The 15884-nt window shown below is 53.3% G+C and carries 15 protein-coding genes; 3 read left to right on the top strand and 12 right to left on the bottom strand.

Annotation, left to right across the window (positions count from 1 at the left end; translation table 11 throughout):
• Nucleotides 1-206 precede the first annotated feature (206 nt).
• From ACO0LM_RS21335 to ACO0LM_RS21295, 9 genes are all read right to left on the bottom strand, one after another.
• The gene (locus ACO0LM_RS21335; protein WP_422983876.1) at nucleotides 207-464 is read right to left on the bottom strand and encodes a BTH_I0359 family protein; all 258 of its coding nucleotides are present in this window, start codon (nucleotides 462-464) and stop codon (nucleotides 207-209) included.
• Nucleotides 465-747: 283 nt separating this feature from the next.
• Complete coding sequence (locus ACO0LM_RS21330; protein ID WP_423039712.1) at nucleotides 748-1119, bottom strand: GTPase; 372 nt, start codon at nucleotides 1117-1119, stop codon at nucleotides 748-750.
• A 2-nt stretch (nucleotides 1120-1121) separates the two neighbouring features.
• The gene (locus ACO0LM_RS21325) at nucleotides 1122-1844 is read right to left on the bottom strand and encodes a response regulator (protein WP_422983880.1); all 723 of its coding nucleotides are present in this window, start codon (nucleotides 1842-1844) and stop codon (nucleotides 1122-1124) included.
• A 198-nt stretch (nucleotides 1845-2042) separates the two neighbouring features.
• On the bottom strand, nucleotides 2043-4397 hold the full coding sequence (locus ACO0LM_RS21320) for an ATP-binding protein (RefSeq protein ID WP_423039710.1): 2355 nt from the start codon (nucleotides 4395-4397) through the stop codon (nucleotides 2043-2045).
• Complete coding sequence (locus tag ACO0LM_RS21315; RefSeq protein WP_423039708.1) at nucleotides 4394-4981, bottom strand: DUF4390 domain-containing protein; 588 nt, start codon at nucleotides 4979-4981, stop codon at nucleotides 4394-4396. The genes ACO0LM_RS21320 and ACO0LM_RS21315 overlap by 4 nt, the downstream gene beginning before the upstream one ends.
• A 56-nt stretch (nucleotides 4982-5037) precedes the next feature.
• Nucleotides 5038-6564, bottom strand: a complete 1527-nt coding sequence (gene rsmB / locus ACO0LM_RS21310; protein WP_423039706.1) for a 16S rRNA (cytosine(967)-C(5))-methyltransferase RsmB — start codon at nucleotides 6562-6564, stop codon at nucleotides 5038-5040.
• A gap of 129 nt (nucleotides 6565-6693) precedes the next feature.
• The gene (locus tag ACO0LM_RS21305) at nucleotides 6694-7593 is read right to left on the bottom strand and encodes a lysophospholipase (RefSeq protein WP_423039704.1); all 900 of its coding nucleotides are present in this window, start codon (nucleotides 7591-7593) and stop codon (nucleotides 6694-6696) included.
• Nucleotides 7594-7597: 4 nt separating this feature from the next.
• The gene (locus ACO0LM_RS21300; RefSeq protein WP_422983890.1) at nucleotides 7598-7942 is read right to left on the bottom strand and encodes a DUF1840 domain-containing protein; all 345 of its coding nucleotides are present in this window, start codon (nucleotides 7940-7942) and stop codon (nucleotides 7598-7600) included.
• 106 nt (nucleotides 7943-8048) lie between these two features.
• Entirely contained in the window at nucleotides 8049-8549 is a 501-nt protein-coding gene (locus ACO0LM_RS21295; protein ID WP_423039702.1) for a hypothetical protein, read from the bottom strand.
• Between the two features lie 276 nt (nucleotides 8550-8825).
• Here ACO0LM_RS21295 and ACO0LM_RS21290 point away from each other — a divergent pair, with 276 nt between their 5' ends.
• Together ACO0LM_RS21290 and ACO0LM_RS21285 are read left to right on the top strand one after the other, a co-directional pair.
• Nucleotides 8826-9182 carry a hypothetical protein gene (locus ACO0LM_RS21290; RefSeq protein ID WP_423039700.1) on the top strand — a complete coding sequence of 119 codons (357 nt, stop codon included), beginning with the start codon at nucleotides 8826-8828 and terminating at the stop codon, nucleotides 9180-9182.
• A gap of 15 nt (nucleotides 9183-9197) precedes the next feature.
• Nucleotides 9198-9710: a GNAT family N-acetyltransferase gene (locus ACO0LM_RS21285; protein ID WP_423039698.1), complete on the top strand. Its 513-nt coding sequence runs from the start codon at nucleotides 9198-9200 to the stop codon at nucleotides 9708-9710.
• A gap of 96 nt (nucleotides 9711-9806) precedes the next feature.
• On the opposite strand, the gene ACO0LM_RS21280 is transcribed toward ACO0LM_RS21285, so the two are convergent.
• Nucleotides 9807-10073 carry a DUF1161 domain-containing protein gene (locus ACO0LM_RS21280; RefSeq protein ID WP_423039696.1) on the bottom strand — a complete coding sequence of 89 codons (267 nt, stop codon included), beginning with the start codon at nucleotides 10071-10073 and terminating at the stop codon, nucleotides 9807-9809.
• Between the two features lie 566 nt (nucleotides 10074-10639).
• On the opposite strand from ACO0LM_RS21280, the gene ACO0LM_RS21275 reads away from it, so the two are divergent.
• The gene (locus tag ACO0LM_RS21275; RefSeq protein WP_423039694.1) at nucleotides 10640-12841 is read left to right on the top strand and encodes an ATP-binding protein; all 2202 of its coding nucleotides are present in this window, start codon (nucleotides 10640-10642) and stop codon (nucleotides 12839-12841) included.
• Here the strand turns inward: ACO0LM_RS21275 and ACO0LM_RS21270 are convergent.
• Together ACO0LM_RS21270 and ACO0LM_RS21265 are read right to left on the bottom strand one after the other, a co-directional pair.
• Nucleotides 12813-14015, bottom strand: coding sequence for a DUF1501 domain-containing protein (locus ACO0LM_RS21270; RefSeq protein WP_422983904.1), 1203 nt, complete (start codon nucleotides 14013-14015; stop codon nucleotides 12813-12815). The two genes, ACO0LM_RS21275 and ACO0LM_RS21270, sit on opposite strands and share 29 nt — an antisense overlap.
• Before the next feature lie 24 nt (nucleotides 14016-14039).
• Entirely contained in the window at nucleotides 14040-15617 is a 1578-nt protein-coding gene (locus ACO0LM_RS21265) for a DUF1800 domain-containing protein (RefSeq protein WP_423039692.1), read from the bottom strand.
• Nucleotides 15618-15884: the final 267 nt, after the last annotated feature.

Genomic DNA, 15884 nt, shown 5'->3' with positions numbered 1-15884 from the left:
ATGAAATATGGATGAAATGCGTTCTAAAATAACATTCTGGCAGCGATGCGGATATCAGGTGCACATGATGTCCTGTATCGCTGGCGGCATATCGTCAGTGGTTTTGCTTAACGTTTGTTCGATCACGGCAAGCAATGATGGATGTGGGAAAGAAGGTAAGCATGCTGCCATGACAGCGGTGTCATGGCAGACTGGTGTTAGTGTAGTTAGTGCAGCAGGACGCTCTGGCCCATATAGCCATCATATTGGCCAAGAAAATCGTCGATTTCTTCTATGCTGGGTTCGGATGCGATGAGGTCGGTGACGTCCTTGCGGAAATTGATCGCCAGTGGACCACCGATAAACCATTCGCGGCGTACCGACTTGTCAGTGATTTCATAACCGCCGAAGCGCAGGGCTTCGTGATCAGTGTCAGCGACATATTCGATGACGCTGTATTGTTCGCTGTTATAAATAAGATTCATTTTGTGCATCCTTTCTGGCTGGAGGAGATTTTCCTCTGGTTACCGTACATAGAGCAGACATGGTGCTGACGACAGCGAATTTCAAGAATAGTACCTGATGAAGCTACTGCAAACGCAATTTTGTGCCAGTGATGCTCACCGTAGCTTCGTACGTTTGCGCTTCTTAACTCAAACCAGCGCCGTTTGCTACGCTTTCTCGGGTACTCTTCTTTTAATGTGTTACTGGCTTACATGAAGTATTACGGCACGGCAACCCCTCAACTTTAGTGCGCGTAACATTGGTTCACAAGCGAGGCTGGCTGGCGATCTCCAGCCAGTTTGCATAACCCGGCTCTTGCAGGGTCAGGCTTAACTGGTCCAGATGGGCATCGCTGGCGACGCCCAGAAAGATGTGGGCAGGTTTTTGACGCAGGACGCGATTCAGGGTGACGCGCAGGCTGAGATTGCCTATGCAACAAAAACAGCCGGGGGCAATGCGAGTGACGTGCAGATTGTTGGTGGCGAGCAGGATATCTTGCCCGGCGGGCAAGCCTTCGAGGATGACGGCATTGCTCAGTGTGGCAGGTAAACGGGAAAGGGAGGCGGCAATCGCCGTCTCCCTTTGCGTATAACTACCACCGTGTACCAGATGTAATTGCGCTTTCGCGGTGTTCAAACTTACTCACCACGTTTGGCGTATTTCATCGATTCCACACCCAGTTGCTTAAGCTTGCGATACAGATGGGTACGTTCCAGACCTGTTTTTTCAGCAACACGTGTCATGCTGCCACCTTCGCGGTTCAGGTGGTATTCAAAATAGATGCGTTCAAAGGCGTCGCGCGCTTCGCGCAGCGGCAAGTCAAAGGACAGGCTGGCAAACTGGTTATTCGGCGTTGCCGCTACCGGTTGCGCTGCCGAAAAATGACGTGCTTCATACGCCGGAGTGGCATTGCCAAAGCTGCCAGACATGGTCGGTGCTGCTGTGTTGTCATTGCTGATCACACGCAGGGCCGGTGTGGCCGGTTTTGGTGCTTCTGAACTGCGGGTCAGGCCTTGTTGTACGGCTTTCAGCAGTTTTTGCAGGGCAATAGGTTTCTCCAGGAAATTCAGGGCACCGATACGAGTTGCTTCCACTGCGGTATCGATGGTGGCATGGCCAGACATCATGATGACTGGCATGGTCAGCAATCCGTCGCGCTGCCATTCTTTCAGCAGTGTCACGCCGTCGGTATCCGGCATCCAGATATCGAGCAAGACCAGGTCTGGTCGCGCTTCCTGTCGCGCCTGTCGCGCCTGCTGTGCATTTTCAGCAAGTTGGACCACGTGGCCTTCATCCCCGAGAATTTCAGACAACAATTCCCGGATCCCCATTTCATCATCTACGACCAATATGTTTGCCATAAATCTACCCTATTACTGCCTCTATGTTTTCTTGGGTGCTTCTTGCCGTTCATTTCCTGCATTGTCTGCCACCATCCCGTTTCCGGAAATTGCCGCCTACTGTCTGCCGGATAAAAATTTCAAAATGACCCGACTGCTTTTTGTCCGTATTCCTCTTTTGGGAACATCAGAAGGATGGTTCGCTCAAATACCACTTTCTTACACTGTATTTGAATCCGGTGCTAACTTTAACAGCAAAATCGCTACTTTTGCACCGTTTGTATCGCTGCGATTTTGAATATCAATTCTACCGCCGTGTTCATCGATGATTTTCTTCACCATTGGCAGCCCCAGACCGGTGCCTCGCGGCTTGGAAGTGGCATAGGGTTCAAACGCGCGACCGAGAATTTTGCTCGAAAATCCCGGGCCGTTATCGATAATTGACAGCCGTACTGCAGAATGAGTAATCTGGTCAGTCCCGGTGTAACGCACCACATCGGTGATGACGTCAATGCGTGGCATAAAATCCGGATTGGTGTTGTCGGCAACCGCGTCCTGGGCATTTTGTAAAAGATTGTGAATTACCTGTCGAAGCTGGGTTGCGTCGCCCATTATCTGCGGCAAATCGGGCGCCAGCGTCAAACGTATTGCGTCCCTGTCGTCGCCGGCGATATATAAATGCAGCACTTCGTCGATAAGACCAGCCAGGTTCAAAGGCATCAAAACCGCTGGCGGCGTGCGCGCATAATCGCGGAAATCATCCACCATGCGTTTCATGGAAGTGACCTGATTGACAATCGTTGTTGTGCTCTTGTTCAGTATCAGGACATCACTCTCGCTGAGCTTGTCCTGCAGTTTCATTTGCAGACGTTCGGCCGACAATTGTATCGGCGTCAGCGGATTCTTGATTTCATGCGCCAGACGACGTGCTACCTCACCCCAGGCGATAGAGCGCTGGGCAGAAATGATATTGCTGATGTCATCAAATACCACCACGTAGCCACTGCCGGACACAACCGGCAAGTGTGAGCCACGTGCCAGCAAGGTAATGCTTTGCTCTTCTTCGGCGGCGACGTTGTCCCCTGTCGTGGCTACTTTTTTACCCTTGTTGGGGCGGGGTACTTCTATCTGTTGCTGCCAGTGTTGTTCGCGTTCGTTTTCACCTCCGGCAGCCGATTGTGCATGCTGTTCGGAAAACGCCTTGGAAATGGCGAAGGCAAATGCCTGCATGCCTTCGATAGTGGCCAGCGGTTTATTGATTTCGCTTTCCAGCTTGCGTTGCAGTATGCGTTCCACCGATTCATTACAGGTCACCAGGTTGCCGCTCTGGTCCAGCACCATCACTCCGGCCGACATATTCGCCAGTACCGATTCCAGGTAAGCCTTGGCATTTTCCAGTTCACTGCGGTTTTTTTCCACCGCTGCGCGGGCATCAAACAACTGCCTGGTCATGGTGTTGAAGGACTTGGTCAGGCTGCCCAGTTCATCCGCACTGGTGACGATCGGGCGTGGCGAGAAATCACCCTCAGTCACCGCCTTGGTACCTTCCGCCAGCAAGAGCAGGGGGCGGGCCACCTCACCGGAAATCAGGAAGGCGCTGGTAATGGCGGCCACAATCGCCAGCAACAAGGTCAGCGTCAGGGTGATGATGTACATCTTTTTCAGGTTCACCCGACCGATGGAGCGCACCTGGTATTCGCGTGAGGCACTGCTCAGTGCTTCGGCATGCATGGCCAGATTGGCGGGCACAGGTTGTATCAGTTGCAGGTACAGCGCTTGATTTTGCAGGGAAATCCAGTTGTTGCCGCGTATCGGCACGACCACCCGCGAGCGCAGTATCCTGGCTGGTTCTGCCGCCAGCGTCGGGTGGCTGGCACCGCGATTGGCATTCGCAGCAGTGGCGGTTTCCGAATCGGCCGGGGCGATTTTTTCATCCCTGGCGGCGTAATAGCGTGACAACTTAACCTGGCGCAGCATTTCTGCGGTGGGTAATTCTGGTAACAGGCTGCCCACATTTTCATTGGCAGTGGCGATCAGCCGGCCTTTGCCGTTGACGATGGTGGCTTCCTGTATCTGCATTCTTTCACGCAGACGCGACAGGTGGATGGACATCGAGCTTTCGGTCGGGTCGGAAAGTTCCGACGCCATGTCACGCGCCTTGGTTTGCAAATCGGCCAGCAGGAAATCCAGTGCCGTCAGGCCCAGGTTCTTGCCGGAATCCAGTGCCGACTCGACCTTGACGTCAAACCAGGATTCGATAGACAGCGACACAAAGCGTACCGACACCACATAAATGACGGTACCCGGCAAAATGCCGACCAGGGCAAACAAGACCACCAGCCGGGTCATCAGGCGCGAGCCGAATTCGCGCGCGCGAAAGCGCCGGAACAAACGCCAGACCAGGGTCAGAACCAGGATCAGCAGTGCCAGGGCAACGATGGCATTGGCGTCCAGCAGCCATTCATAATAGCGTTCGAAGCGCGAGGAATTTTCTGAAACGGTGGTCAGAAAGAATAGCAGTATGCTCATCAGAGCACCGCCGATAATCAGGGCATACCGCAAAAATCGTGTCACTTGTCGTCTGCCTTGAAGGAAAAACGCTTCCACTCCGTCTTTTGACTCCAGTTACTGTCACTGAAGGACGGAATCTGGAAGTGGATTGGTATCTTGGACAGGCCCATGCGTAACTGTAAAGCCACGTTATACGTGGCACCATTGGTCAGCAGCGATTTTTCAGCGATCAGCCAGCGACTGGGCCTGACTACCAGGTTCAGCGCAGCATCGAGTGAAGGAAAGGTCTGTTGCAGGCCATTATTGACGATGGCGGTGTATTGCTGCGTCCATTCATTGAAGGCGATCTTGACCGTGTTTTCACTGCGCACGACTTTTTCATCAACCCAATACCAGCGCGAGCGCGTCAATTCGACCTCGGTCGTGAAGGATACCGGAATGCCTTCCTTGATGGCTTTCCGCAGGCCGTCACTCAGTTCTATGGAAAACACGGCTGCCAGCCGGTAGCCTTCCTCGCCGGATTCTATCTTGGCTGATTTGACTTCCACATCCGCCGCATGGCCCAGCGATGGGCCCGCCAATGCCAGCAAGGCTAACAGAAACGTCAGCAGCAATTGGCGCAGCAGGGAGGTTGAGCGTCGGATCATGCAATCAATACGAAATCAAAAGTCTGCTAATGATAGCTTGAACTTGTTGGCATTCGTTAATTTTGCGGTGGTTTTTGAAACAATGCATAGAACAAACCATCATGTTCGTTGTTGCCAGCGGACGCTGTTGGTAGTGTCGGCAACATTTGGCCCGGCGCATCCAGCCTTATGGCACCGTGCCGGGTGACAAAGGCGGTAGCCTGGGCTTCTGATTCCAGTGGCCAGATCGAGCAGGTCACCATCAGCATCTTGCCGCCCGGCTTCAGCATGTGCCACAGATTGTCCAGGATGCGGGCAGACAGGGCGGCCAGTTGGGCAGCATCCGTCTTGCGGCGCAGCCAGCGGCTGTCCGGATGGCGTCGTACCACGCCAGAGGCGGTGCAGGGCACATCGGCCAGGATGCGGTCATACGGCTTGTTATTCCACCAGCCAGTGCGGCTGGCATCACCATCCTTGACGGTGGCGAACAGTTTTAGTCTTGCCAGGTTGTCATGTATGCGCTGTATGCGGGCCGGATCGCTATCCAGCGCCAACAGTTCAATATCAGCCAGCTCCAGCAAATGTCCGGTTTTGCCCCCGGGGGCGGCGCAGGCGTCCAGCACGCGCATGCCGTCTTGCACATCCAGCAATGGGGCCGCCAGTTGGGCTGCGGCATCCTGCACCGATGCCATGCCTTCTTCAAAGCCGGGAATATGCTGTACCGGCATGGGTTTTACCAGCTTGATGGCAGACGGGCCGATCTGGTTGGCGGCAATTTGTTTCGATTCAAGCAATTCCAGATAGGCAGCGACCGTGGTGACACGGCTGTTGACCCGTAAAGTCATGGGTGGCGCATGGTTGCCGGTGGTGAGTATGGCTTGCCAGTCTTGCGGATAGGCAGTTTTGCACTGGTCAACCCACCATTGTGGATAATTCCAGGTGGCGGCTGGCTGTTTCATGACCAGCTTCAGCAAATCGTCTTTTTCGCGTAAATAGCGGCGCAGCACGGCATTCACCATGCCTTTGGCAAACACCATATGCGGGCTGGAGGTGGCGGCGGTGACCGCCTGGTCCACCACGACGAACTCTTCGTAGGCGGGATGCTCTTCCCCTTCATTGCCTATCAATAAAGTCAGGGAACAGCACAACAGGCTGTACAGCAGGGCTGGTTCGGGGGTTTTGCTGGCCATGACCTTGATCAGGGCATCTACCCGGCCTACCTGGCGCATGGTCCGGTAAGAAATATCCTGGATCGCGCCGCGTGCCTGAGGCAAGGCATTGGTCTGGGTAAACACACGTGACAGGGCCATGGGCAAGGCCGTGCCTTCCAGTACATAACTGACCGCCTGCGCTGCACCTACCAGGCAAAAGGCCAACGAATCGGGTTTGATGTCGATAGGCTGGAATTCTGCGGCCGCTGTGGCTGTGGCCACTGCTACCGCCGGGTGCACCTCTGTACGGGTGTCTGGGCGTGCATTTTTACTTGCATCGGGGCGGGCACCTGGGCGCGCACTTGAACGCGGGCCTGAGCGTGGATCTTTACGTGCATCCGGGCGTGCAGGTTTTTGGGGTTTCCCCAGTGTTTTTCTTGTATTTTCTTGCATATTTTGAATTGGCTAGGTCTGAACCGACGCGTAAGTGTAACAGCAGGTGCGTATAAACCCGGTTTCTATGGCTTTTGCTGCAGATGAAACCCGCTCAGGCTGTGAGCGATTAGCGCTGGCTGCGCGGACTTAAGCTGCTCTCTGGTCCATTTCCAGCGGGGTGAATTGTTGCACTTCCAGCCAGGTACGCAAGTCATCAAAAACCCGGGTTGCATCGAGTTCATTGAAAATTTCGTGATAAAAACCGGCATAAAAATGACTGCTGAGCCAGGTTTCATTGACTTTTTGCGCAAAGCGGCGGCTACCGTCGGGATCAACCAGGTGATCGTCATCGGCCACCATCAGCAGCGCGGGCATATGCAGCTCTGCAGCATGCTCGTGACAATAGGCCATGGCCGTCAGCATGCTGGTTAACAGCCGCGCACTGAGCCTGCCGTGCACCAGCGCATCGTTTTTATAGGCTTGCACCACTTCTGCGTCATGTGACAGGTAACGGGTTTGCAAGCCGTTCGGTAAGCCTACGCCTGGTATCAGGCGGAATGCTGTTTTCAACAGACCTTGCTGGAAGCCCGACATACGTATCGCCAGCGCTGGCGAAGACAGGATCAAGGCACGCAAGTCGTTCTGGTGTTCCAGCGCAAAGCGGGCTGCAAACAGGCCACCCATGCTGTGCCCCAGTAAAATCGGCGGGCCGGACAATTGCTGGCGGAAGTCGGCAAGCACCATCTGCGCGTCATCCAGCATGGCGTGGTTATCCGGCACGTCGCCCACGGCACCACCGGATTTGCCATGTCCGCGGTGGTCATAAGTCCTGACTACAAACCCCAGGGCGTTGAAAAAGCGTGCCACGTGACTATAGCGTCCACAGTGCTCACCCAGGCCATGCATGATCAGCACGCCCTGCTGCTGCGGTAATGCTGTATTGGTGGCATTGGCCGGGTTTGTCGGTGGCCAGTCGCGTACAAAAATGGGAGTGCCGTCAGCGGCATCCAGATCGAATTCCCGGGTATTTTCTACATGGGAAGTCATGGCTTTATACGCCCCACATCACGTCGCGTTGCATCTTGTTGGCCGCGTGCAGCATTTCCAGTACCGGGAAGGCGCGGGTGGCAAAGCTGACGGGTTCCGGCGCTTCATGCTCGTTGTCATCACCGTTTTCATTGTGATGCGCATTGATGTCGCGGTTGACTTCATCCGAGATGGGATGGGCTTTGCTGTCCGCTACTGCAGCTTCAATCTTTTGTATGGCTTGTGGTAATTCCTGCGGTGTAATCACACCGCGTTCCACATCTTTCTGTATCAGATCCAGGATGCGACGCGCATGCTCTTTATACATGGTGATTTCTGTAGCAGCTTTGGATTTGAATGTGATCAGCATGGACATCTCTCCTCTTTGTGGGTAGCTATGATGTTGGCGCGCATGTCGGATAGAGAAATGCGCCCCGCATAGTCATATCATAATCCTAAATTTACCCGGTGTTGGTTCAGTTTGTTTTGAATGATGTCATAAATGTATCAATAACATCACGGCTGACCGCTTTTTCCGGCCCCAGTATGACGATTTGATATACCCAGGGGCCACGTATCAGGAAACGGCCTACCATCAGTACCGGTACATCATTCCGTAATTTGCCGCGGACTTCCACATCCCCTTCGGGGGTGACACGGGTATTGTCGGCATTGCCCTGGACATTGCGTATCATGCCCTTCTTCATCGCTTCCATGATGAGGCCTGCATGGCCCACATCGGCTAGCTTGGTGCTGCCGACGGCAAAACTGACGCCGCCTGCTTCTCCAGCCAGCATAGTCATTTTCACATCCACGCCTTCCAACTGCATGCTCTTGGTATCGCTGAGAGCCTTGCCGGGCATCAGGATGGAAAACGGGGCGTCATTACTGCGGGTTTCGCGCCAGTCAAACCTGGGGCTGCATGCCGCCAGACCGATGGCAGCACTGAGGATAATACTTCTGATGATGAGTTTCATGAGACTTGCGGGTTCTGGTATGACGTCAATTCTGTGGGTGTGCGAGACAAACAGTGGCCAGTCAGTCTAAGCAGCGACCAAGCCCACATGATAATGCTTTGCCCTGGCTTGCGCCGGTTTTTTAAGTCTGGGCCAGATTGGCCGTAAACACTGTCAGCATGCAATATTCTGACTTTGCTTCCATGATCACTGCTGTCAAAGTAGCCATACACTGGGGTATCATGGGGGCAAGTCTGAATTCGACTATGGTTTTTTATTTATTATTCTGGTGCCACGATGTCATTACGCCAACCACTTGGAATTTCCTTATTGCTATTGATATCATTGATATCGATCAGCGCCTGTGACCGCCTTGGTCTGCCTGATCCGGCAAGAGACGCGGCTGCCAGGGAATCGGATGCCAGGGCGACCGGCAGCGCCTGTCGTCATGCCGGACGTGCCATCGAAGATTGTTACGCCCTCAATCCTGATGCGGCCCGTGCTGCGGTATACGCCGGCTGGAAGGAAATGAATGACTACATGCGCGAAAACAAGATCGATGTCGTCAAGCCAGAACTGGCCAAATCAGATGCATCCGCCAAGGCAGAAAGTGCCAGTGCCAGTGTCGCTGCCAGTGTCAAAGCAGAAAAGTAAAAGAAATCTGCGGACATGACGTGGCAGGTGCGCACTATGCTGCCGCAGGATGTGGCGGCGGTATTTGATATACAGTCTTTGGCCTATGTGCCCGCTATGGTGGAAGCCTTGCCCCTGTTGGCAGCTCGCCTGCAAAGTGCGCCTGATACAGCCTGGGTGGCAGAGCAGGACGGCTGCGTCATGGCATATCTGGTCGCTTATCCCAGTATCGGCGGTCGTATTTCTGCACTGGGTCAGGCATTCAGCCTGGCTGGCCAGCCCAATGCCTTGTATGTGCATGATCTGGCGGTTGATCCGGCACATGCCGGCAAAGGTCTGGCACAGGCCATGCTGGCACATGCCTTTGCCTATGCCCGCAGGCAAAACTGGCAGCACGTATGTCTGGTATCAGTACAAAGCACCAGTGCATTCTGGCAACGCCGTGGATTTGTCGAGCAAACCGGGCTCGACCAACAGCAACTGGAAAAGCTGGCCAGCTATACAGGCGATGCGTTTTACATGAAGATAGCGCTTACATACCGACGTTGATACGTTGATACGCAGGTAGAAAAATAAACGCATTGCACTTTTACAAGTGCAATGCGCCTGGGACCGCGACCGCAAATCTTCTATTTATTCTTCTGCTTATTCTTCTGCTTTGGCACCAGCTTTTTCCTTTCTATAGATGATCTTTTTCTTATCCCCTTCACAGGAACCAACCACGCGGTGTTTGGTTTCGGTGTCTTTCGAGACGACTTGCAGGGTATAGTTATTCACCCCCTTGCCTTCCAGCTTGGTGGCAATTTTTTCTTTCAAGGCTTCACAACTGAGTATGCCGGCCTCTGCATGGGCTGCGGCAGCAATGAGCAGCAAACCGCTTGCCAAGGTATGTATCAATACGTTTTTTTTCATTTTGTTTGCTCCTTTTCCTTGATCGGATATTGTGCAGACCTGTTCCATGCTTGATGTTGCATTTCCAGGTCTTGATTGTTGTTTGAACGGTGCTCTGTCCGGCAGGTGGTAAAACCGTAACATTTCTTGCCAAGTTTTAACAGAAATACATTCATTTCTTTAGGGAAAGTGTAGTAAATCATCCGCAACAATGCATTGCAGTGGTAATTGTTAGCTATTTTTATGTTGATTGGTATGGCATTTCTACGACAGCCCCCTGGGGAAAAGTGGAATTATTTTTTTATTAATATAAGCTGTGGCAGTTGTTGCGTTAGTAATGCATATCTATTTTTCGCGTAAAACAGCAGTTATAGCTATGATAAGAATCGATGCCGGGATCACCAGTATCCTTTTTTACTATAGACGAATCGTCGCTAAATTGTTGGGCAACATCGACAGGCATTCCCCCAAGTGTAAAAATCAGGCAACATGTCTGTGTGGCAAAATTTACGAATACTATTTGGCGGACAACATGGCGTATAACATGGTGAATAATATGGCGAATAAGCGTCAATGGACAGATTGAGATGAAGGAAACAGGATTACCCACCAGTCGTTTGGCCATCGCGCTTGCCGCGTGCCTGGTGTTGGCGATTATCCTGGGGGCAGCCAGTGCGGTCTGGATGTTGCGGGCGCAGGAAGTCGGCAAATGGGAAAAACAGACCGAGACCTTCAGTGTCGTCCTGACGGAAACCGTCAGCCAGCAAATGGATTTTGCCTATACGGCGCTGGACAGTATTTCTGAACGCATACAGGATCGCTGGAGCGTCAGTGCTGAATACCTGTCTGCCAAATTATCAACGTATGACTTCCATCAGTTCTTGCGCGAAAAGGCCAGCCTGTCACCGGCCGTTGAAGTGATTTCTGTGCTGGACGTGAACGGCAATGTGATCAACACTTCGCGCAATTTTCCGGCACCAACCTACAACCTGGCTGATCGTGATTATTTCATTGCCCAGCGCGACAATCCTGTGCAGGGAATTTACCTGAGTGCTTCGGTGCGCAGCAAGACCACCGGGAAATGGATGTTTTTCCTTAGCCACAGGTTGACTGGCAGTGATGGTGAATTCATCGGTGTGGTCATCCTTGGCATGTCGCCCTCGTTCTATTCACAGTTTTATGAAAAACTCAGCGCCGATGGACATGCATCGATAGCCTTGCTGAGGAATGATTTTACCTATCTGGCACGCTGGCCAGAGCGCGGTGAAATCATGGGCATGAAAAACCTGACCGGCAGCACCTATGAGCTGGTGCACAATCAAAACAAAAAATCCGGCGTCATCATCACCAACACTTCACGCATGGGGGATGGGGGTAAGCATGTGACGCGCATGGCGGCCGTACAATCGTTGCAGAAATATCCGCTGATTATTAATTTCTCGGTGGATGAAGATTTATACCTGTCTGACTGGCGCAAGATCACGACCGGCATCGTGGTGGTCGCCATGAGTGGCATTCTGGCGCTGGTAGCGGCATTTAGCGTGCTGGTCAATCTGCTGGAAAAACGCGAGCATGATTTGCTCGCCACGACCGAATTGAAGCAGCAGGCTGAAATTATCAACCGCAACCAGGCCCATTTACTGAAAAACCTGACGGAACAGCAGATCGCGTTGAAAGATTCATCCGAGCGTCTGCAAGCCATCTTCCAGAACGCCGCAGACGGTATCGTCATGATTGATGATACCGGCAAGATAGAGGCACTGAACCCGGCTGCGGTGGCCATCTATGGTCATCCGGCCAGCGAAGTGGTGGGCAAGAATGGCAGGTTTTTTTCGCCGCCGGGGCAACCCGATTTGCTGGGCCTGGCCATGAGCCGCAGTGAATTTCTGGAAACCGGCTGCCTGCGTACCGAGGTGGAAAGAATGCGCAAGGATGGCAGCCTGTTCCCCGCCGAACTGGCCATCAGTGAGTATTATCATGCAGGCCGGCGCAAGCTGATCGTCATCGTCAGGGATATTTCCGAACGACGCAAGATGGAACGCATGAAGAGTGAATTCATCTCTACCGTCAGCCATGAGTTGCGTACCCCGCTGACTGCCATCCGTGGTGCACTGGGCCTGGTGGTGGGTGGTGCCGTCGGCAGTGTGCCGGACAAGATTGCCCCTCTGCTCAACATGGCGCACAAGAATAGCGAAAGCCTGACCCGGCTCATCAATGATTTGCTGGATATCCAGAAAATCGAAGCGGGCAAGATGGACTTCATGTTTGAACACCTGAACCTGTATGCGCTGTTGCAAATTGCCGTGAACAATAACCAGGCTTTTGCCCACAGCGTAGGCACGGAAATCGTCTTTGACGCGCACATCACGGATGCCCATGTGATGGTCGATGCGGGCCGCTTCCAGCAAGTGATGGCGAATCTGTTGTCGAATGCCTGCAAATATTCGCCGGAAGGCACAGTCGTGCGCGTCCTGACCGAGATTCGTCAGGGGAAAAGCGTACGTATAGAAGTGATAGATCAGGGCAGCGGCATCCCGGAAAATTTCCGCGAACGCCTGTTCCAGAAATTTTCACAGGCAGATTCTTCAGATACCCGCGCCAAAGGGGGAACCGGATTAGGCCTGGCAATTTCCCAGGCCATCATCCGGCAGATGCATGGTGATATCGGTTATTACATGGAGTCTGCGTTTGAGGCTGTCGGCACCCATTTCTATATCGACTTACCCCTGCATGAAGAAGTGATTACCGACATGGGTACCATTACACCAAAGCAAGATCACGCGCTTTGACACCGCTGAAGACCTGGTCCACCTGGGCGCTACTCAGCCCGTAGATATTGGTGAACAAGCCGCCCAGCACGGCCCGGTATTCGTTCAGCACTGGGTAATCACGGTTCTGGAACAGCTTGCCCTGTTCCAGCGCGATCTGTTCACCGGCAATACGTCCGCCCTTGACACCGCCGCCCAGCACCCAGTACACACTGCCATGACCATGGTCAGTGCCACGTTTGCCGTTTTCACGGAAAGTGCGGCCAAATTCACTGATGACCACCACGGTGGTATTGCGCCAGGCACTGCCCATTTCAGTGCGATAGGCCGCCAGGCCGCGTCCCAGTTCTTCAAACTTGACTGCCAGCGTGCCGTTGACACCACCCTGGTTCACATGCGTATCCCAACCGCCGACATCGATGAAACCCAGCGCATATTTTTCCCGCATCAGCTTGGCGATTCTTTGCGCTTCCAACTCAAAGCCTTTGGTGGAAATGGCATTGCGGTTGGCGCTGTTCATTTCTTCCTGCAAGTCACGGGCCACTTCTTCGCGCATGGCAAAGCCATCCTTGACTGCCTGCGACAGACTGGTATCGCCATACATCTGCAAGATCATGTCGCGCTGACGTTGATCGACATTGAGCTTGTTGACATTGCGCAAAGCGGTATTCGAGATGCGCGCCGAGCCCTGCATGGCGATTGGCAACTGGTCGGTGAAGGACATGGCAGCAACTTTGCTGTTGTTGCTCAATACCTTGGCCAGACGGTTCATGAAACCGGAATGGAAATTCCGGCTGCCCGTCAGTGGCTGTCCCAGTTCTATGCTGTCCTGGGTTTCAAAATGGCTGCGCGACAGGTCATCAATGCCGGCAAACGGGATAAAGCTGGCTTCCCCGTTCTGGAACATGGGGTAGACCGTGTCCTTCAGCGCCGGGTGCAGGCCCCAGTCGGCGGTCAGTTCCAGCGCCGAATCCGGTGCTGAGCCTGGTCGCGCAATGGCGATATTTGGTCTGGCTTCATAATAAAAATTGCTGGAAGTAGGGATCAGCAAATTGCTGGCGTCATAGCCACCACGCAAAAACACCAGCAGCAGGCGGTTTTGGGTGGCGGGTGCGGCCATTACATGGCTGCTCATGCCCAGCATGGCGGTGGATGGCAACAAGGCCATCGCTTTCAATAAGTCACGGCGGTTCATATCCTTGATCTTTCTATGAAAAGATTAACGACGCATCATTTCGGGGGAGGCAAGAAACAAGGTATTCCATTCCTGTGTCGTATTTGCCTGGCTCAGGACCGTCTGGGTAGACGGGCTGAATTGCTTGGTCCAGCTCTTGACATAATTGGATATCGCCAGTGCTGGTTGTGGTGGTTTTTCCTGTGCTGCGGGCTGATTGTCTACCTTGAACAGGCCCGGGTTACCACCGGCGATGGACTTGGCAATATCGATACGCACCGTCATCTGGCCAGAACTGGCCCAGGCGCTTTCATTCAGGCCATAGCCGTCAGGTGTCTGGCGTCCGTTCAATTGCTGACCCATCATGTTCAGCCAGTTCAGCATCGGCCCGGTATTGACGATGGTCGTGCCGTCATACGCCAGGCGTACCGATGCCAGCATATAGTGCATAGGGTCTTTGAACTTCTTGCCCAGCGAAGCGATGAATTCAGGTGAATCAAACATCGCCCGCAAGGTAGATGGAATATCGCCATCGGTCTGCAAGAAGCGGCCCGCCATTTTGTCTATGAGTGCCTTGGACGGGGTATCAGAGACAAAGAAGGCCGCCAGTTTCTGGCTGACATAGTTGGCGGTGGCAGGTTGCCTGCACAGCATCAGCAAGACTTCGTCCAGTTCGGCCATGCCGCGACCCTTGATGGTTTTGCCGAGGATCAGTTTTTCACCAAAGTCATGACGTTGCGGCTGGAATTCAAACAGGCCTTTGCGGTAATACAGTTTTTCCAGTTCCGGCTTCATGCGTGGTGTGTCTTTATTCATGCTGATGCCGACACCGGTCAGTACCCGTGCCAGTTCCTGCACATCTTTTTGGGTATAGCCGCCGTTGACGCCCATGGTATGCAATTCCATCAGCTCGCGCGCATAGTTTTCATTGATGCGGTTGACGGCATTGTGTTCATTGTCCAGATACCTGAGCATGGCAGGATGCATGACCGTGGCGCGCAGCAGGTCACGGAAATTGCCAAGCGCGTTCGGGCGTATCGCCTGTTCTTCAAAATCACCCAGCATGGCGCGTACATTCGCTTTGCCATTATGGATATTGAAATGGTTCATCCAGAACCAGCTCATCTGTTCCTGCAACTGATTCGACGAATACACGTCGCGCAGCAGCGCACGGTTGGACGCTTCGCGTGCCAGACGGGTCAACTCTTGCTGGTATTCCTTGCGCAAGGTGTCATCCGTGCCTTTTTGCTGGTCTGAAGCGATACGGCGCGCTTCCAGATCACGCATGATGTCTTCAAACGGCTTGCTGGAAATAGTCAGGGTATCAATCTGCGCCTGGATAGGGGCAGGCAAGGCCGTAGTACGGCTGCGCAATTGCTGGTCCAGGTATTGATCCGGGCCAACTGCCTGCAAGGCTTGCAGGGTCGTCGGGTTGCTACCCCAGGTGATGCGGTTCAGTAATTGTTCGGGTGGAATCGCCGCTTGCGTCAGGGTATTGCCTATGACAGGCTGGCTTTTGCTGCTGCCAGTATTGCTCGCTTGTTGTGGATTGGTACTACATGCTGCCAGCAAGACGATCAGGCTGGCACTCAGCATCTGCTGTATGGTCTGTTGAATTCTCATTTTTAACCTCTTCCGTATTGCACAAAAGAATAGTGGTGCCACCCGATTATGGACTGACATCAGCCATTAACGCACCGACTGGCGAATTGTGATACCTGAAATAAGAAATTTTAAGGAAATTTGGTAACGCGCTGTAACAACGCAGATCTGGCGATATCTTCTAGCAGAAAATTGCCATTGGGATCAATGTTGCCGGGATGGTGGCTGCGCCTGTGAAAGCACCCTCCGCAAACCCAGTGTCAGCATCGATGTGCTTTATGGACATGC

Source organism: Undibacterium sp. Di26W (assembly GCF_049340265.1).
GTDB lineage: Bacteria > Pseudomonadota > Gammaproteobacteria > Burkholderiales > Burkholderiaceae_D > Undibacterium.
The sequence above is the reverse complement of the archived record's forward strand: the minus strand, read 5'-3'. Positions and strand labels throughout refer to the sequence as shown.